The organism is Streptomyces sp. NPDC046122, from assembly GCF_056429965.1.
Genome location: NZ_JBWKLQ010000009.1, coordinates 89291 through 107524, shown reverse-complemented (window position 1 = coordinate 107524; position 18234 = coordinate 89291). Strand labels below are relative to the sequence as shown.

Annotated in this window: 17 protein-coding genes and 2 pseudogenes; 9 read left to right on the top strand and 10 right to left on the bottom strand. The window is 69.1% G+C overall.

Annotated features, from left to right (window positions below; genetic code table 11):
* The first annotated feature begins 208 nt into the window (after positions 1-208).
* From AC07FK_RS23535 to AC07FK_RS23525, 3 genes are all read left to right on the top strand, one after another.
* Positions 209-1399 (top strand): NAD(P)/FAD-dependent oxidoreductase, encoded by a 1191-nt coding sequence (locus AC07FK_RS23535; RefSeq protein ID WP_479106887.1) that lies wholly within the window; start codon positions 209-211, stop codon positions 1397-1399.
* 10 nt (positions 1400-1409) lie between these two features.
* A complete protein-coding gene (locus tag AC07FK_RS23530; protein ID WP_479106886.1) occupies positions 1410-2348 on the top strand; it encodes a sigma-70 family RNA polymerase sigma factor in 939 nt (312 codons plus the stop codon).
* 127 nt (positions 2349-2475) lie between these two features.
* The gene (locus AC07FK_RS23525; protein ID WP_479106885.1) at positions 2476-3144 is read left to right on the top strand and encodes a class I SAM-dependent methyltransferase; all 669 of its coding nucleotides are present in this window, start codon (positions 2476-2478) and stop codon (positions 3142-3144) included.
* A 150-nt stretch (positions 3145-3294) separates the two neighbouring features.
* Here AC07FK_RS23525 and AC07FK_RS23520 read toward each other — a convergent pair whose 3' ends face one another.
* From AC07FK_RS23520 to AC07FK_RS23505, 4 genes are all read right to left on the bottom strand, one after another.
* Positions 3295-3996: a 2-phosphosulfolactate phosphatase gene (locus AC07FK_RS23520; protein ID WP_479106884.1), complete on the bottom strand. Its 702-nt coding sequence runs from the start codon at positions 3994-3996 to the stop codon at positions 3295-3297.
* Positions 3997-4379: 383 nt separating this feature from the next.
* Positions 4380-4598: a hypothetical protein gene (locus tag AC07FK_RS23515; RefSeq protein WP_479106883.1), complete on the bottom strand. Its 219-nt coding sequence runs from the start codon at positions 4596-4598 to the stop codon at positions 4380-4382.
* Positions 4599-4631: 33 nt separating this feature from the next.
* The gene (locus AC07FK_RS23510) at positions 4632-5411 is read right to left on the bottom strand and encodes an SDR family NAD(P)-dependent oxidoreductase (RefSeq protein WP_479106882.1); all 780 of its coding nucleotides are present in this window, start codon (positions 5409-5411) and stop codon (positions 4632-4634) included.
* A complete protein-coding gene (locus AC07FK_RS23505) occupies positions 5408-5881 on the bottom strand; it encodes a YbaK/EbsC family protein (protein WP_479106981.1) in 474 nt (157 codons plus the stop codon). Before AC07FK_RS23505 ends, AC07FK_RS23510 begins: the two co-directional genes overlap by 4 nt.
* 130 nt (positions 5882-6011) lie before the next feature.
* Here AC07FK_RS23505 and AC07FK_RS23500 point away from each other — a divergent pair, with 130 nt between their 5' ends.
* The 4 genes and pseudogenes from AC07FK_RS23500 (at position 6012) to AC07FK_RS23485 (ending at position 9458) form a co-directional block, all read left to right on the top strand.
* Entirely contained in the window at positions 6012-6530 is a 519-nt protein-coding gene (locus AC07FK_RS23500) for a helix-turn-helix domain-containing protein (RefSeq protein WP_479106881.1), read from the top strand.
* Positions 6531-7103: 573 nt separating this feature from the next.
* Entirely contained in the window at positions 7104-7361 is a 258-nt protein-coding gene (locus tag AC07FK_RS23495) for a WhiB family transcriptional regulator (RefSeq protein ID WP_479106880.1), read from the top strand.
* A 217-nt stretch (positions 7362-7578) separates the two neighbouring features.
* Positions 7579-7858 (top strand): annotated as a pseudogene (locus AC07FK_RS23490) (PadR family transcriptional regulator); the annotation flags it as partial.
* A 367-nt stretch (positions 7859-8225) separates the two neighbouring features.
* On the top strand, positions 8226-9458 hold the full coding sequence (locus AC07FK_RS23485; RefSeq protein ID WP_479106879.1) for a serine hydrolase domain-containing protein: 1233 nt from the start codon (positions 8226-8228) through the stop codon (positions 9456-9458).
* 118 nt (positions 9459-9576) lie between these two features.
* Here AC07FK_RS23485 and AC07FK_RS23480 read toward each other — a convergent pair whose 3' ends face one another.
* The 6 genes from AC07FK_RS23480 to AC07FK_RS23455 form a co-directional block, all read right to left on the bottom strand.
* Positions 9577-9807, bottom strand: a complete 231-nt coding sequence (locus tag AC07FK_RS23480) for a hypothetical protein (protein WP_479106878.1) — start codon at positions 9805-9807, stop codon at positions 9577-9579.
* 132 nt (positions 9808-9939) lie between these two features.
* Positions 9940-11259: a benzoate/H(+) symporter BenE family transporter gene (locus AC07FK_RS23475; RefSeq protein ID WP_479106877.1), complete on the bottom strand. Its 1320-nt coding sequence runs from the start codon at positions 11257-11259 to the stop codon at positions 9940-9942.
* On the bottom strand, positions 11219-12343 hold the full coding sequence (locus AC07FK_RS23470; protein WP_479106876.1) for an aminotransferase-like domain-containing protein: 1125 nt from the start codon (positions 12341-12343) through the stop codon (positions 11219-11221). Before AC07FK_RS23470 ends, AC07FK_RS23475 begins: the two co-directional genes overlap by 41 nt.
* Before the next feature lie 46 nt (positions 12344-12389).
* Complete coding sequence (locus tag AC07FK_RS23465) at positions 12390-13460, bottom strand: alpha-hydroxy acid oxidase (protein ID WP_479106875.1); 1071 nt, start codon at positions 13458-13460, stop codon at positions 12390-12392.
* 70 nt (positions 13461-13530) lie between these two features.
* Complete coding sequence (locus AC07FK_RS23460; RefSeq protein WP_479106874.1) at positions 13531-14298, bottom strand: sulfite exporter TauE/SafE family protein; 768 nt, start codon at positions 14296-14298, stop codon at positions 13531-13533.
* A gap of 97 nt (positions 14299-14395) precedes the next feature.
* Positions 14396-15130 (bottom strand): TauD/TfdA family dioxygenase, encoded by a 735-nt coding sequence (locus tag AC07FK_RS23455; protein WP_479106873.1) that lies wholly within the window; start codon positions 15128-15130, stop codon positions 14396-14398.
* A gap of 1102 nt (positions 15131-16232) precedes the next feature.
* On the opposite strand from AC07FK_RS23455, the pseudogene AC07FK_RS23450 reads away from it, so the two are divergent.
* Both AC07FK_RS23450 and AC07FK_RS23445 read left to right on the top strand, forming a co-directional pair.
* Positions 16233-17087 (top strand): annotated as a pseudogene (locus tag AC07FK_RS23450) (class II glutamine amidotransferase).
* Between the two features lie 255 nt (positions 17088-17342).
* Positions 17343-18167 carry a YhjD/YihY/BrkB family envelope integrity protein gene (locus AC07FK_RS23445; RefSeq protein ID WP_479106872.1) on the top strand — a complete coding sequence of 275 codons (825 nt, stop codon included), beginning with the start codon at positions 17343-17345 and terminating at the stop codon, positions 18165-18167.
* Positions 18168-18234: the final 67 nt, after the last annotated feature.

Below are 18234 nucleotides of genomic sequence, written 5' to 3'. Positions count from 1 at the left end.
GAGCCCCGGGGCTTCGCGCAACGCGTGACGGAATCAGGCCGGTGCACAGGTCGGGGGCGAAGACGTCGGCGTCGGTCTCGTCGGCCGGGCGGGGCCACCGGAAGACGAAACCCTCCGCGATGGAGTGACCGGCGTCACATCCGGATTCTGTCAGCAATCGGGGCGCCGTCTCGTTCAAGGGCCACGCGAACGAGACAGGAGCAACGCCATGCAGCACCGCATCGTCGTACTCGGCGCCGGATACGCGGGGGCCTTCGCCGCCGGAAACCTGGCTCGTCGGCTCTCAGCCGCCGACACCGAGATCACCGTCGTCAACGCCGTGCCCGACTTCGTTGAGCGGATGCGGCTCCACCAGCTCGCGATCGGCCAGGACCTCGCGCTCCACAAGCTCGCCGACGTGTTCGCGGGCACCGGGGTGCGGCTGCGCCTGGCACGCGTCACCGGCCTCGACCCCGAGCGCAGAACGGTCGCCGTGACCGGCGAGGGCGGCGACGGCGAGCTCGCGTACGACACACTTCTCTACGCGCTCGGCAGCTCCGTAGCCCACCATGGCGTCCCCGGCGCGGCCGAGTACGCCTTCGATGTGACCGGCCGGTCCTCGGCGCTGCGTCTGCGCGAGCGCCTGGCCGGCCTGGTTGAGGGCGGCACCGTGCTGGTCGTCGGTGAGGGGCTGACCGGCATCGAGACCGTCACCGAGTTCGCCGAGTCGCGGCCCGACCTCTCGGTCGCGCTCGCCGCCCGGGGCGAGCTGGGCGCCTGGCTCTCCCCGAAGGCCCGCCGCCACCTGCGCCAGGCTTTCGACCGGCTCGGCATCACCGTGCACGAGCACACCGGTATCGAAGCCGTCGAGCCGACACGGGCGATCACCGGTGACGGTACGTCCATTCCGGCCGACGTGACCGTGTGGTCGGCCGGGTTCACCGTGCACCCCATCGCGGCCGCCAGCGGCCTGGAGGTCGCCGAGAACGGCCAGATCATCGTCGACCGCACCATGCGCTCGGTCTCGCACCCGGACATCTACGCCGCCGGTGACAGCGCCTACGCGATCGGCGACAACGGCCGGCCGCTGCCGATGTCCTGCGCCTCGGCCGGCCTCACCAACATGCAGGCGACCGCCGCCATCATCGCGCGCCTGACGGGCAGCGAGGTCCCGACCACCGGGCTGAAGTACCACGGCAACCACATCAGCCTCGGGCGGCGGGACGCGATCTTCCAGATGGTGGACGGGGACGTCCGGTCGAAGTCCTGGTACCTGGGCGGCCGGACCGCCGCGCGGCTCAAGTCGGGCGTGCTCAAGGGGGCCGGGTGGGGCATCGTCCACCCGACCTTCGGCCTCCCGAAGCGCAAGCGCCGCCTGGCCACCGCGCCCGACCCTGTCGGTGTGCAGGCCGCCGCATAGGCTGCTCCGCATGGACAGCGCAGCCATCGATCGGTTCGAGGCCAGCCGGGGCCGGCTGGCCTCGCTCGCCTACCGTCTGCTCGGCTCGGCCGCCGACGCCGAGGACGCCGTGCAGGACACGTTCCTGCGGTGGCAGGCCGCAGACCGCGAACGGGTCGAGGTGCCGGAAGCGTGGCTGACCAAGGTCATCACCCATCTCTGCCTCGACCGGCTCCGCTCGGCGCAGGCGCGCCACGAGCGAGCGGCCGGGGCCTGGCTGCCCGAGCCGCTCCTGGAGGGCGACCCGATGCTCGGCCCTGCCGACACCTTTGAGCAGCGCGAATCGGTGTCGTTGGCCGTACTGACCCTCTTGGAGCGCCTCTCCCCGGTCGAGCGGGCCGCTTACGTCCTGCGCGAGGCATTCTCGTACCCCCACGCCGAGATCGCCGCCATCCTGGACATCACCGAGTCCGCGAGCCAGCAGCATGTCCACCGGGGTCGACGCCGGGTCGCCGCCGAGCGCCGCGGCGGCGGCGAGGTGGACCCCGCTTCCGCGCGCCGGATCGTCGAGGAGTTCCTCGCCGCCGCCGTGTCGGGGCGTACGGAACGGCTGGTGGCGCTGCTCACCGACGACGTGACGGCGGTCTCGGACGGCGCCGGACTGGCCAGGCGGCTGTTGCGGTACACAACGCGCGAGCGCGTCGCCTCCTACGTACGGGCGGGCTTCAAGCCCACGCCCGCGAAACGGCGGTTGGCCGGCGGCTCGCCCGCGCTGCATATCGCTGTGGTCAACGGCTCCCCGGCCGTTCTCGCCGTGGTCGAGGACCGGGTCGTGGGCGCCGTGGCGTTCGAGGTCATCGACGGCAAGGTGGCGTCCCTGCGCGGCATCGCCGCCGCGGCCCGGCTCGGGCGCCTCAACGACACCTGGCGGCAGCACGAACCCGACGAGCCGGTCATCGACGCATGGTGAACCGAGCCACCCGGATCGAGCGACCAGCACTTCGACGAACAACGGGCCTTCGCACCGCTCCTGGCGACGGCTGGGTATCCCAAAGGCTGCTGCAAGCTCTGTCAGTGCTTCCGTCTAGGTTCTTCGTGTGACTGAGCCTTCCTACCTCGCCGCGGTCCGGGACTCGTACGACACCGTCGCCGCCGACTACACCGTCCTCGTCAAGGACCCTTCTGAGCTGGACCCCACATCACGCGCGATGCTGGCCGCGTTCGCGGAACTGGTGCAGGCCTCTGACCTGGGTCCGGTCGCCGACCTGGGATGCGGCCCCGGCAAGGTGACGGCGCACCTGGCCGGACTCGGGGTGCCGGTGTTCGGCATCGACGTATCACCCAAGATGGTCGAACTGGCCCGTCACGCATATCCAGACCTGCGCTTCTCCGCGGGCACCATGACAGCGCTGGAGGTTGAGGACGCCACGCTCGGGGGGATCCTGGCCTACTACTCGACCCACCACACGCCTCCGGAGCTTCTGCCGGTGGTGTTCGCCGAGTTCCACCGCACCCTGGCGCCCGGGGGACATCTCCTGCTCGTCGGCCATGTCGGCGCCGGCGAGCACCGCCGTCCCACGCACGCCTATGGTGACCACCCCGTGTCCTACGCGTCCTATCGACTCCCCGCAGACCGGCTCGCCGAACTTCTGAACCAGGCGGGGCTGGTCGTCACCGCCCAACTGGTTCAGGAGCGCGACGCGGACTTGAAGTGGAAGTTCGCCAGCTTCATGGCTCACAAGCCGACTTGCGAGGGGCCGGCGTGACGCCTTGGCGCCCTGAACCGTCTTGACCGCGCCCGCCGCGCCCGCTGAGCAGGTCACGAAAAGGCGATGCCCCTCGCCGTGCGGCCGCCACCGACGGGTTCCGGAACTGGGGCAACTCCCCGGCCGGGCAACGACTCGGTGGGGCCGATGTCAGATCGAAGCACCGTCGGACAGGGAAGGCACGGCGCACGGGCGGAGGACCATGAGCGAGTCTTCCAAGGACGCCACCATGGCGAAGGGGAACCGGTCGAGCTCAAGACAGAGCGCGACGTCGTCCGGATGGACTCCTTGACGCACGCCCTCCGCCAGTTCGGCCGCGGCGCGCGACTCGCCGGCGCGGCGGAGGTACTCAGCTGCGTCCGTCTCAGTCTCGGTGGCCCTCCGAGCGATGTATTGAGCGCACGCCAGGTCTTCATCGGCCCGGCCACCCTCGCCGGTGACCACGAAGGTGACCCTGTCACATTCGCGTGTCCGCAAGAGCCGCGCCGTTGCCTCCGCCACCACGAAGCCGGCGCACAGCACCAGCGACGCCTCCTTGACCGCTAGGGTGCCGACCGTCCCTGCCGTCGTTTTCTGCACAACGGTCCGGCCGCCGAGGTCAATGGAGCGCAGCAGGCCCGGTGAGTTGACGGTGTCGAAGCCGGGCGCGGGCGGACCGTCCTTGAGCGCCAACCAGTCCGGGTGGCGAGCCTTGAGCGCCAGGGCTTCTTCCAGCGACTCAGCAAGAACGATCTTTTCCGCCCCCTGGCCGAAGGCCCAGGCAGCCACCGTGAAAGCACGCATGACGTCGACAACGACCGCCACGGACGGGGCTTCGACCAGTTCAGCGATGCCGAGGAAACGAGCGTCCATCCGGTCATGATCGCGCATGCCCGACCCGAAGCACCCAGACGGTGATGCGCTTCACAGCGACCGTCCCGGAACGCAACACCTCCGGCTGCCTGCGTCGCGAAAGCAGTGCGCCCACGAGAGCCGGCAGCCGCCGGCCCCGCACTGCCGAACTGCGGCTCATGTTAGGCGGCGACGTGGTCGCGGCGGGCCAGGACCTCGGCGAGATCCTGCGGTTCGCGCAACCCGATCCGGTCGATGTACGGCACGCCCAGAGCCACGGGCGGATGGTGGAACGGGGCGAAGGCCGGCCGGTCCGGGGCGGCCGTGAGTGTCTCGTGCGACCACCGTAGCGTCTGCGGCAGCACCCCCTCGGGCCGCCCGGGGAAGGTTGCTCGCCCGTTCGTTCAGGCAGTGCGGATCGCCCGGTCGATCTCCGCGCCGGTACGGGCCACGACGACCGGCCACTCGTCCCTGAGGGAGGCGGGCAGAAGCTCGCGGACCTCGTCCCGCTGGATCACGGTCGGCCCGCCCGGGACGACGAGCGCGGCATCCAACCGTCGCAGCAGGACGGCGAGGAGGTCCATGATCCCGTCCCCGCCGCATACGAAGACGTCAAAACTCATGGAAGCCTTTCCTCAGGGCTCACGCACCCACAGTCAGTGGGCGGTCCAGCCTCCGTCGACCGGAAGCACGGCGCCCGTGAGGTAGGAAGCCGCCGGGCCGGCCAGCAGGACTGCCGCACCGACCAGTTCTTCGGGGTCGGCCCAGCGCCCCATGGGGACCTGGTGCTCGAGGAAGTCCCTTACCTGCGGGTCGTCATCGATGCCCTGGTTCATCGGTGTGCGAAAGGGACCGGGAGCCAGAGCGTTGACACAAATGCCGGTGCCGGCGAGTTCGGCACCGAGGCTGCGGGTGAATTGGACGACCGCACCCTTACTGGCTGCGTAGCCTGCCCGACCTGCGGCACCGACGAGCCCCAGAGCACTGGCCAGGGTGACGATGCGGCCGTAGCCGGCTCTGCGCATCACCGGGACGACCGCCTGGCAGGCGAGGAAGGTTCCGACGACGTTGACATCGAGGCAGCGACGCAAAGTGACGGCGGTGAGTTCCGCGAGTTCGCCGCGGGCCTGGACCCCGGCGCTGGTCACCAGCACGTCCACGCGGCCGTACTCGTCGACGATCTCCTCGACGAGGTGGTGCACTTCGTTTTCCTCCGTCACGTCGCAGGCGAGCCCCAAGACCGTACCGCCTGTCCGGGCAGCGATCTCGGTCGCCGTTCGACGGCACGCCTCTGGCCGCCGGCCGGCCACCACCGTCGTGCAACCGGCGGACGCCAGGCCCAGCGCGATGGCTCGGCCGAGCCCGGCCGAGCCTCCGGTGACAAGCGCAACCTGCCCGGACAGATCCGTCCCCGGGTGGACCGACCCCTTCGTCATGGGCCGACGGGGAGCAGAAGTCCACCGGTGAGCCGGACGAGTTCGCCGGCGGTGGTGGGGAAGACGGTGCGGGGAGTTCCTGCGGCGGCCCAGACCTGGGCGTAGTCGGTCAGAGCTGCGTCGACCACCGTGGGAAGCGCGCGGGGATGGCCGACGGGCGCCACGCCCCCGATCGCCTGTCCAGTGGCCTGGCGTACCTGTTCGGGGGTGGCGCGCCGGAGTCCGCCGCGTCCCCACCGGGCGGCGAGTGCGGCCGTGCTCACTTTGTGCCGGCCGCTGGTCAGCACGAGAACGGGTTCATCATCGGAGATGAACACGAGGCTGTTGGCGATCGCGCCCACGTCGCATCCCAGGGCAGAGGCAGCCTCGGCGGCCGTGCGCGTCGACTCCGCCAGCTCGCGTACCTGCCCCGCGACGCAGGCCGCAGCGAGGGCGCTGGCCACCTGTGTGCTGCGCGCGGGCAGGGGCATGTTGCTCTGTGGCTCCACGGGACTCCTTCATGCGGGTCGCGCGACAGTGTTCTGTATACGGAACGACCCGTGGAACGATAGGTCTCGCGCGGCATCGGATCAACCGCTTTCAGCGACATGAAAGGGCACCATGAGCTTGGCCGTTCAGGTCGGTTCGCGCCTGCGGGAATTGCGCGAGACGCGCGGGATGTCACTGTCCGAGCTGGCCCGCAGGTCCAGGGTCGGCAAGGGGACGCTGTCCGAACTGGAAAGCGGTCGGCGCAATCCCACTCTGGAAACGCTCTACGCGCTGACGACTGCCCTCAAGGTGCCCCTCAGCGCAGCGCTGCACCAACTGCCGCTCCCCGCTGAGGTCTCCGGTCACGCCGTGGACGCCGTCCTGACTGAGCGATTCGAGACTGCTGCCGCGGTAACGGAAACCTACCGGGTGCGCATCCGGGCCGGAACGGCGCAGAAGTCCGCTGCCCACGCTCCCGGCACGACAGAGCACGTCATCGTCTTCGCCGGCACCGCACGGATCGGTGAACTCTCCGCTCCTGTCCTGATCGGCCCTGGCGAGCACGCCAGTTGGACCGCCGATGTTCCGCACATGTACCAAGCGCCCTTCGGAGACGTCGAGGCTCTGCTGATCGTGCGTCACCCCCAGTGATGCCTCATTCGGCCCCTGCCGAACCAATAGACGCTGTTGCTTTGGATGAGGGGCCGCTGTCGACGGCACGTGCCGAACGGGTTCCTGCGTCAGGTTTTCGGGTGCTGACGTGCGGGCGTCCGGTCGTGTGTGGACTCGGTCGTGGGCTTGGCCGTTCGGTCATGTGTGGACTTGGTTGTGGGCTTGGTCGTTGGCGGAAGACGCTCGGCACTCGCGCCCTCTACGGACTGTGCCGACCGCGGTCGGCCCATCTGCGTCCAGTCGGCGAACCACCAGGCGCCGGTGACCACGCCGCCCCACACGAGCCCGCTGAGGAGAGCCACTTGCCAGGAAGCGTCCTCACTCCAACGCTCAACGCCTGTCACCGCCACCCAGCTGATCACGAGTACGGCAGCCGTACGACCACGTCGATGCTTGAACATGCGACCCGCCTACCCCGAACGCGTGCGGTAAACGGAAGCCGCGCTCGGCCGGTTCGGAGACGGCGGGCGATTACCCGCTCTGCTGCATACAGCTGCCGATACCGGTCAGGCGAGTGAAGAAGCATCCGGCGACGCGAATGGAGGCACGACGATGGACTGGCGTCACAAAGCCGCCTGTCGGCGGGAAGACCCGGACCTGTTCTTCCCCATCGGTACCGGTGGACCGGCCTTGCTTCAAATGGAGGAGGCGAAGGCAGTATGCCGCCGTTGCCCGGTTCTGGACGACTGCCTGAAGTGGGCCCTTGAAGGGGGCCAGGACATGGGCGTCTGCGGCGGCCTGACCGAAGACGAACGGCGGGCTGTCAAGCGCCGGAAGGCCAGGGCGGCCCGAGCCCGGACGGAAGCTTGATCTCACCAGCGTTCCCTGTTGCTGGAGGCATCCCCTGATCGTCCTCAACCCGGTGGGACGGCACCGCCGACCGTCGCGGTGCCGTCCCACCGAGGCCCCCGGTGCCTACCTGCCCGTGGGGGTGGTTCTTGGAGCGGCAGGGACGGGCGGCCCGGTGGGCAGCGAGGATGAGCATCGCGACCAACCAAGCGATGTGGGGGAGCGGAGCAGCGTAGGACTGGCGTGCGGGGGAACGGTGCGTCAACTGCGCAAAGGCGTCAGGGAGTAACTGCGTACTCGCCCTGATGCGGGACCGCCCCCGTTACGGCGTGGAACTCCTCCACGCCCTGGAGGACTCCGGGGCTCTCGCCACCAGTCAGGGCACGGTCTACCCGCTGCTCTCCCGGCTCCGCCGCGAGGATCTGGTCACCACTACGTGGCAGGAATCCGCCTCCGGGCCACCCGGTCGCTACTACGCGCTCACCGACAGCGGCCGTGCGGCTTTCGAGGAGTTCGCGCGTTCGCCGATCTCGCAGAACATGTCGAGGTATCGCGCAGCGAACGCCCCACGCCGCGATCAGCGAGATCCTCGCGGAGCTGGGCCTCTCCTCTCACCGCCGAGCGGCTCGCCGGTGTGCCGCCCGGCCCCCGCCCGGGACGGTTCCTGTGTGCCCGGACCGCTGCTGACATTCCGCCGGACGGATATCGGCGCCCCGTGACAGGAACCGACGTGACGCGTTGGCACTCATGGTTCATGGGGGATCCGGGAGAACGTGCAGTGATCCCTTCTCCCAGGCATCGCGGCACACCCCACGCGTGCGCCGTTCATCCGTGAGTCGAGAACGAGGAAATCACGTGCCCCTGTCAACGCACCGACGTCTGGCCATGAGCGCCACCCTGGTTGCCGCGCTCGCCGGCGGTCTCGCCCCCGCCACCGCGGCCTCCGCGGCACCGGCAGTCTCCACGGCGCCTGCCGGCCCCGCGACCCCCGCCGCCCCTGCCCCCGACATGGACGGCGTGACCGCGGCCCTGAACGCTGCCATGGCCAACGGCGCTCCGGGCGCGATGGCCCGCTTCACCGGTCCCGACGGCGTCCGGACACGCACTGCCGGCGTCCGCGACCGTGTCTCCGGCGAGGCCATGGACACCCGGGCACGCTTCCGTATCGGCAGCGTCAGCAAGACCTTCTCCAGCGTCGTACTGCTCCAACTGGTCGACGAGGGACGGCTGGAGCTCGACGCGCCGGTCAACCGCTACCTGCCCGGACTTCTGCCGGACGATCGCATCACGGTTCGTCACCTGCTCACGCACCGCAGTGGTCTGGCCGACTACACCGAGGCCATGTTCGCCAAGACCGTGCCCGGCTTCGAAGCCGTGCGCAACCGCGTCTTCACCTACCAGGAGCTGGTCGACCTCTCGCTGGCCGAACCCCGCACCACCGAGCCCGGTGTGTCCTACAAGTACTCCAACGCCAACTTCGTCGTCGTCGGCATGCTGATCGAGAAAGCTACGGGGACCCCGGTCGCCAAGCAGTACGAGCGGCGCATCATCAAGCCGCTGAAGCTGCGCCACACCTCCTACGTCCACCCGGAGACCCGGATCAAGGGAATGCACGTGCGCGGCTACCTCCACCCCGACGAGGCGGGGGCGCCGCTCGTCGACTCCACGGAACAGACCGCTTCCTGGGCCCAGTCGGCGGGCGCGGTCATCTCCGACCCGGCCGACCTGAACACCTTCACGACCGCGCTGATGCGGGGGAGGTTGCTCTCGCCGCGGATGCTGGACGCCATGACCACGGTCACGCCGACGGACGCCACCCAGACCCGCTTCTACGGGCTCGGTCTGCGCCGCTACGACCTCTCCTGCGGCACCCAGGTGTACGGCCACACCGGCACCGTGCAGGGCTTTTACACGTACACCTTCGCCACCCGTGACGGCGGGCGGGCGCTCTCCGCCATGGCGAACACATCGAACCGGGGTGCGGCGAACACGGCGCTCGGCGGGACGCTGGAGGCGGCCTTCTGCGGGAAGAAGACCGCGCCGGCGGCGTCGTCGACCAAGGCGCCGCGCACGCTCCCCACTCTGCCGGCGGAGGCCGACCTGCCCGAGCGCCGCTGAGGCCGGCCCCGCTCTGAGGCCGCTACGGACGGAAGTCCGGAGAGGAAGCGGCCGCGGAGCAGCCGTACACATAGGAGCCCCCGGTGCGAACAGCGCGGGGGCTCCGTGGGGCAGGTGCTCAGTTGATGAGGCTGTTGTTCACCTTGCCGTCCGCTTTCGTGTTCGCGTTGTTGTTCGATGCGTCCGAGAGGGTGCTGTTGACGAGCGAGCCCAGAACGTTGCTGGAGTCCAGGGCGGCGAGGTTGTTGAGCGTACCGTCGACGATGCCCGCCTGCGCGGGGGCCACGGAGGCAAGGGCTGCACCGGCGGTGAGTGCCGTGACGGCGATGATGCGTGAGGGCTTCTTCATGCTCTGCTCAACTCCCGCAGTGCCCGCAGGACACGGGTCGGCGCAGCTGATCGCCCACGCCCACGGCACCTGGGCGATGTCCACGCAGGGGAACACAACTGCTTCTCCCAGCAGGGACGCAGACTCCGTGCCTCACGGGGCCTTCCCCTGGCCGTCGGTCATCCGCCGTGTGCGGACCCGTCGTCGGCAGGTGAGCGTTCCGTGGGTGGCGAGGCCCAGAACGAGGCCCCAGCACGCCGAGCCGATGCCACCGAGTGTGACGCCTGACGCCGTGGTCAGGAACGCGACCACGGCCGCGTCTCGGCCGGACTCGTCGGCGACGGCCTGGGCGAGACTGGTGGAGAACGCGCCCAGGAGTGCCACCCCGGCAACGACCGCGACCAAGTCGGCCGGCAGTGCGGTGAACAGACCCACGAGAGCGGCCCCGCACACCCCGGTCACCACGTAGAAGAAGCCGCACGCCACTCCCGCCGCATAGCGGCGCCGCGGGTCGGGATGCGCTTCCTCGCCGGTGCAGATCGCTGCGGTGATGGCCGCCAGATTGATCCCGTGCCCGCCGAACGGTGAGAGTGCCGCGGTGGCGAGTCCGGTGACGCCGATCAGAGTGCGATCGTCCGGGCGGTATCCGAAGGCGGTGAGGACGGCAAGACCTGGGGCGTTCTGCGAAGCCATGGTGACGACGGTCAGTGGGAGCGCGATGCCCACCATCGCCTGGATCGAAAAGTCCGGAGCAGTGAACAGCGGGACGGCCGGGGCGATGTCGCCCCCCGCGACACGAATGCCGGATCCTGCCACCGTCGCGAGCACAGCGGCGAACAGGGAGCAGGCCACCGCGTATCTCGGTGACCACCGTTTGACCGCGAAGTACGTGACGAGCGAGGCCAGTACGGGAACGGGGATGCTGTCCAGCGCGGAGAACACACCGGCCCCGAAGGAGAACAGCACGCCCGCGAGCATGCCGGCCACCACCCCGGGCGGCACGCGCCGCATGGCCCACCCGAAGGCGCCTGTCACCCCGACCAGCGCCATGACCAGGCCGGTGACCAGGAAGGCTCCGATCGCCTCGGGATACGGGTACGCCCCGAGGCTGCCGACCAGGACCGCTGCCCCCGGTGTCGAGAAGGCTGTGATCACCGGCATACGGGTCCGCCAGCTCAAGGCTGCGCACGTCACCCCGCTGCCGATGCACGCTGCCCAGACCCAGGAGGCCGTCTGCTCGTTGCTGAGCCGACCGGCGTCTGCCGCGGCCAGCACGATCATCAACGGGCCGGAGCAGGAGACCACGACCGCGACGAGCCCGGCGACGACGGCGGAGAGCGAAGCGTCGCGGACGATGCTGCGTCGTCCCGGCCCGTCGTCCCGGCCGGACCGGCCGGCGGCGCCCGCCTCTGCGGGCACCGCCTCGTGTTCCTTATGCCGCTCGTTGAGCGGCAGCGGCGAGTCGCCGGACACCTTCCGCGAACTCCTCGGGATCGAGTGCCTGGAACGGCAGCCGCAGGAACACGGTGCCGGAAGGAGGTGCGGAGTCCGCCGGGTAGAAGGCCGACCCACGTGTCAGAGCGAGGCCGTCGTTCCGCGCCGACGTCAGGAAGGACTCCTCGTCGGTACGGATCGGAAGGTGGACACTGATGTAGTAGCCGCCGTCCGGTACGCACAGATGGACGTCGCCGAGGGTCTGCCGTACGGCCTCGACCGCGGCGTCATGGCGGGGGCGCAGCAACTGCCGTACGTGCTCGACGTTGTCCCGGACGAGACCGTTCGCGAGTGCCCGCGCGGCGACTGCCTGGAGCAGTGGAGCCGGGGACAGATAGGTGCTCTCGGCCAGGGCCGCGAGGGCGTGGGGCGTCCCGGGCGGGCCGATGACGTAGCCGACGCGCAGGCCGGGACTGAGTACCTTGCTCAGCGAGCCGATCGTCAGCACCCGCGCGCCGTCGGTGGATTCGGCCAGTTCACCCAGAGGCGTGGGGGCAGTGCCGCTGAAGCGGAGCTCCCGGTACGGGATGTCCTCCAGGACGGTGAAGCCGTACTCGGCGGACAGGCGCACCAGTTCGCGGCGCTTGTCCTCACTCGTGGTGACGCCGCTCGGGTTCTGGAAGTCGGGGATGACGTAGACGAAGGCGGGGACCTTGGTGTGCAGGCGCTGCCTGAGGACGTTCAGGTCGAGACCGTCGTGCTGCAGGGGCACCCCGGACACCTGGGCGCCGTGCCGCTCGAAGATCTGCACCGCGCGGTCGTAGGTCGGCGCCTCGACCAGGACCTCGGGTGCGGCGGTGTCGCGCAGCAGATGGGCTGCGAGCAGGTCGAGGGCCTGAAGAGAACCGTTGGTGACGAACACCCGATCGGGATCGACCGAGTGGAACTTGCCGAGCTGTTCCCGGAGTTCCTGGTCACCGGTGTGGCGGCCGATGGGCGCGTACTGGAAGACCCGGTCGGGCTCCGCAGCCAGTATCGCGGAGGTGTGCTCGGCGATGGCGGCGGAGGGTATCGCTTCGCGTGGGGGTATGCCACGAGAGAAGTGGACGGTCTGGACAGTCACAGGTCGTCTCCTTGGAGCGAGTGGTTCGAGAGAGCCCGGGGCGGCGTCAGGCCCGGGTGGCGAAGTCGGGGCCGATGTCGGCGAGCGAGGCCGCGCCGAGTTGGAGGAGCGTGTCCTTGATCTCGTCCTTGAGGAGGCCCAGGACCGCTTCGACGCCCTCCTGGCCGGCGAGTCCGAGCCCCCACAGGTAGGGCCGGCCGATGCACACGGCGTCCGCTCCGAGGGCGAGGGCCTTGACCACGTGGACCCCGGAGCGTATGCCGCCGTCCATCAGGACCAGGCCGCGGCCGGACACGGCCGCCGCGACCTGTTCGAGCGCGACGAGGCTCGGTATCGCGCCGTCGAGCTGGCGGCCGCCGTGGTTGGAGACGATGACCCCGTCCGCCCCGAGGTCGAGGCACCGCTCGGCGTCCTCGGCACGCAGGATGCCCTTGACCACCAGGCGCATGGCGGTGCGGCTCCGTATCCATGCGAGGTCTTCCCATGTCAGGGGGAGACGTTCGATGCGTGCACCGTCCGGGATCGCGCCGGTGAGGATGCCCAGCGAGCGCAGATTGCCGAAGTCGACATGGGCGGGGGTGCGGAAGCCCGCTCGTCGAGTCGTGATCCGGCGGGCCGCATGGCTGGCGTCGACGGTGACCACCAGAGCGGTCGCACCGGCCTCCTCGGCCAGGGCGATCGTCGCAGCGATGTCCTCACGGGACCGGTAGGCGTAGAGCTGGAACCAGCAGTCGCTCTTGACCGACCCGGCCACCTCGGGAAAGGCGTGATGACTGTCGGTGCTGACGATGGAGACCGTTCCCAGCGCCTCCGCCGCCCGGGCGGTGGCGATCTCCGCGTCGTCATGCAGAAGCCGCTGTGGGCTGGTCGGAGCGAGCAGCACCGGCAGGGCGAGCCGTTGCCCGAACACACTGACTGAGGTGTCCGGTTCCTCGCTCGCGCTTCCGAGAGCCCGGGGCCGAAGCCATACCTGGTCGAACGCTTCGACATTGGCACGCACCGTGACCTGCGTATCGGCACCGCCGGCGACGTACGCCCAGGAAGCGGAGTCGAGCACGGCGTCTGCCGCGCGCTCGAAGTCGGGCAGGGTCAACAGCGCGGACAGTTTCCTTGCCATATCTCTCCTGTCTGAGATCCGGCCCGTCGCCGTTTCGGGGGAATTCTCCCTGACGACACGGGCCGTTCACTTAAGCGAACTGATCGAATCCCATCTTGATCACCATTCCGGTGACCACAAGCACCAGTACGACGCGCACGAAACCGGAGCCCTTTTTCATAGCGGTGCGTGATCCGATCATCGCGCCCGTTATGTTTCCTACAGCCATTCCGAGGCCGATGGCCCACAGAACGTTCCCCTGCCATGCGAAGACTGCCAGGGCGCCCAGATTGGACGAGGCGTTGATGACTTTCGCCATGGCAGCGCTCTCCAGGAACTGTGTGGCAAGGAGAGTGGTGAAGGATATGATAAGGAAGGTGCCGACTCCGGGGCCGAACACGCCGTCGTAGAAACCGATTCCGACGCCCGCCAGAACAATGGCCGTATTGCGGCGGCTCCGGGTTACGACGGTGTTCGTCTGCTGTACGCCGAAACTCGGCCTGAAGGCTACGAATAGTGCCACCGAGACCAGCAGAGCCATGATGACGGGCCGGAAGTAACTGGTGGGCACGCTTGCCGCGGACAACGCCCCCAGCGCGCCGAACGGGACCGCGAGCAGCGCGGCCGGCACGAGGACCGAGCGATCCAGGCGGGTACGCCTCTGATACATGTACGCGGCGGTCGCGGTGCCCATGACGGCGGCGATCTTGTTGGTGCCGAGCGCCGTCGCGGGCGGATACTGCGGGAAGGACAGCAGCAGCACGGGGATGAGGAGCACCCCGCCCCCGCCGACGACGGCATCCACCCACCCGGCTGCCGTCGCGGCGAGAAGCAGCCCGATTACCTCGTACAGATCCACTCTTCCTCATTCGTGTCACATGGGTCACCCTCGGGCCGCGTGGCACGACGTCAGGCGCATGGAATGACTGCGGGCGCGGGTCAGGCGACGCCGCGGGTCAGACGACGCCGCGGATGTCCGCCATCGGGGGCAGCACACGCGGGTGCCGCATCATCCGCTGGGCCCACAGCGGGGTGGAACGCAAGGAGTAGAACCGGCGCAGCCACCGGTCGCGCCCGTCGTAGCGGGGTTGGAACGCGCCGCGCCCGTGTACGACCACGTGGTTGTCCAGGACGACGAGGTCGCCCGGCGCGAGGACCAGGTCGCGGCAGACGCTCTCCAGCGCCTCGGTCAGTGCGCGCAACACGCGTTCCCCGCCGGCGTCGGCAGCCTGTGTGTTGTGGGAGTTGAAGCGGATGAACGGCCGGCCGGCGGGCCCGAAGACGACCGGGTGAGGCCCTGCCGAAGGGCGCGGGCCCTCGGTGTTCCGGGTGAAGGACGTCGGATACAGGCTGTGGAACTGCGGTTTCCGCAGCTCCGCGACCTGGTCTTCGGTGAGGAGCGGCAGCGCGTCGCGCACGGACGCCAGGCGGGTCGCGGCGACTGCCTCGTGGTCCTGGCGCAGGCAGAGCAGGCCGAGGAAGTCGGGCCGCAGCGGATGGTGCACGTTCTCCGTGTGGAAGTCGAACGCGACCGACCCGCTGTTCTCGATGTGGTGCTCCTCGCCGCGGACCGGGTGCACATCGTGGAACAGTGCTCCCGACTTCTCGTCCTGGTATCCGGCAAGCGATCCCAGGAGATCCGCGACGAGCATGAGGGTGCCATTGGTGTAATGGTTTTCGAGAACTGCCATTCCATGAACCGCAGGTGTCTCGGGAGCATCGTCCACCATCAGGCCGCGGAGCATGAAGTGTCCATTTTCCCCGCCCCCCGACCCGAAGTCGAGCAAAGACTTCCGCATTCCTTCGGGAAGATCGAGCAAAAGTCCTGAAAGGACGATGGGAGGTGAGTTGGAGAGCCGGCCCGCGAGTGCTGACAACTCTCGTGTCTTGATCGCCTCGGCTTCGGTTAAGTGATAGCTCGTCACACCTTCAGCGGTGATGGTCACAATCCCCCTCCTAGCTTCGCGTTTGCACTCCTCGAAGACGTTGATGAACCTAACCCGCGCAAATTCGCTCCGTCAACAAAAGGTTTCGGACGGCGACCGCGCTGGTTAAAGGGGGCGGCAACTAGTGGAAAGATGAACTAATTCATCTCAAAGCGGGCGATATGGCGGATACGGCGAATATGGACCAGGCGGTAAGGTGCGACCCAAGTGGTTGTCCCTGACCTGCACCCGGCCTGAGCTGCCCTGATGATCTACGCGTAGTGAAGTCGCGCGGTTGCGGAGGGTGGGAGGCGCCGCTCTAATGATCTTCGGCGGCCCCCGGGGTGGGGTCGGTGCCGCGTCTCGCCTGGGCACGCTTTCGCGCCATCGTTCATGTGATGCGAGGGCCTTCGGGAGGCGTGTCCCTCCTCACATCGGCAGGCGAAATTTCTGCACCCACCCGCCGGCACCAGGGGATACACCCCGAACCCGAAGGGACGGGCGGGTGCAGCGGACCTACGACCGACTCGTGTTCCACGGCCACCTGCCGCACGACTGGGGAACAGACGCTCCCGCCCCCGTCCGACTGACCACCTGGCTGGGTATGGCCACGCCCCAGCGTGCAGCCGGCAGCCGGCAGCCGGCACGAGCGATACTGGTCATTACTCGCACGACGACGCTTCCCGCGTCCGTATCCGTCCGACCCCGGCACGGCGGAGCGCCGCAATCAGCACGCCGCAAGGGCGTCGAAGTCGCGCTTGCTCCCCTCTCGCTACTCCGGCCCCCTCAGCGCCGTACGGCCGACCAGTCAGCGGCCCCTGCGCCGACCGGCGCAACGGCTGTTGATGCCAGGAGCGGAGGGATCCGGATGTGCCGCTGGATTGCCTACTCGGGTACGCCCGCCTTTCTCAGTCAGGTGCTGTTCGAGCCGACGCACTCGTTGATCGACCAGAGCCTGCACTCCCGTATGGGGGCGGAGACGACCAATGGCGACGGCTTCGGTGTCGGCTGGTACACCCAGAACGCGGCCGTCACTCCGGCGATCGTGCGGGACGTGGGGCCCGGCCTGGAACGACCGTAATCTGAGGGAGGTCGCCCACCACGTTCGCTCGGGGCTCTTCTTCGCTCATATCAGGGCGGCGACCGGGACAGCCGTGCAGCAGTCCAACAGTCATCCCTTCCGCAACGGTCGCTGGATGTGGATGCACAACGGAATGATCAACGGATTCCGCCTTCTGCGGCGTGACCTCACCGTGGCCGTCGATCCGGTGCTCTACCCCGACATCGAAGGTTCCACCGACTCCGAGCTCATGTTCTATCTCGCCCTCACCTTCGGGCTGACAGAGGACCCGCCCGGCGCCGTGGCGCGCATGGCGGGCCTGATCGAGCGAACAGGGCACGCGCACGGCATCCAGCACCCCCTCCAGATGACCGTCGCGGTGGCCGACGGCGAAAGCGTATGGGCGTTCCGCTACTCCAGCGAAGGACGCTCGCGGTCGTTGTACTTCAGCACCAAGGTCGACACCCTGTGCGCACTCCACCCGGACGCCGGGTTCCTCCAGGACGTCTCCGTAGAGACCCGCCTCGTCGTGTCCGAACCGCTGGGCGACCTCCCCGGCGCCTGGAACGAAGTACCGAGAGCAGTTACGGCGTCGTCCAGCCGGGCCATGACATGATCCACGCCTTCCGGCCCGACCTCCAGGACGACTCGGCCCGCGGCTGACCGGCTGCCCGTACCGCCGCGCCGACGCCTCGGTGCACGGGACGCGGCCGGGCACGCGCGGTGCGGGCGGTGTGCGCGGTTGGGGACGCGCAGACCGGTCCGGCCTGTTCGAGCACGCGCAGGTGCCGGGGCACCGCCAGGCACGAGGCCGGCAGTCCGTCGGCGCAAACACGCGGACGCTCAGGGGGTGCGCCGACAAGCCCCGGCGACCGGCAGATGCGCCGGATCCGCTCGCCAAGCGGGTTGACTGGCTTCATGACAGGCCGTTACAGCCCGCGCAGACATGTGCCTCGCAGGGGTTCCCTGGGTCGGCAGAGAGAGGTCGCCGCCCGGCGCTTCCAGGACAGCCTGGCGGGCACACTCTGGAGCCGGCTCTCCGCGCTCGACTTCCTCGCCCGTTGTTTCCAGCTCGCCGCGCTCTCCTTGCTGTGCTTCTTTCCCTTCCTCATCGTGGTCACGGCCGCGGCGGGCCGTGACGCCGCCGCGACGCTTGCCGGCTGGCTGGGACTGGATCAGCAGGCGGCTCAGGCGGTGGAGTCGCTCTTCGCGGACGGCCAGGACCCGGGCTCCCTCACGGTGGCGAGCGCGGGCATGCTGCTCTTCGGCGCCACGGCCATCGCCGCCACCCTGCAGAGCTGGTACCAGAGGCTTTTCGAAGTCCCGCGCCGTGGTTGGCGGGACGTTCCGGCGCAGTTGTGCTGGCTCGGGCTCCTGATGGTCTACGGCGCTGTGCAGGCTGTGGCGGGCAGGTCGCTCGGCGAGCCGGTACTTCAGGGCCTGTTCGGTATGGCCACAGCGACGGTTTTCTGGTGGGCGACCATGTACGTGCTCCTGGTCCCCGCCGTGCGGTGGCGCTCCCTGCTGCCCGCGGCTGTCGTCACGGCTGTGTGCTGGACGGGACTGGGACTCTTCTCCGCCCGGTTCTTCTCGCCGGCGATCGTGGAGAACAGCGAGACGTACGGCCCCATCGGCGTTGTCATGGTCATTATGTCCTGGCTGGTGGCGGTGGGAGTGATTATTCACCTCGGGGCTCTCGTCGGCCGCATGTACCTGGAACGCCGCTCGGCCGCTTACCCCTGAGACGGGACCACCGGGTCGCGGCCACCGGCAGGGGTGGGCCACAGGGCCCGGCACGCCGCGCGTGTCG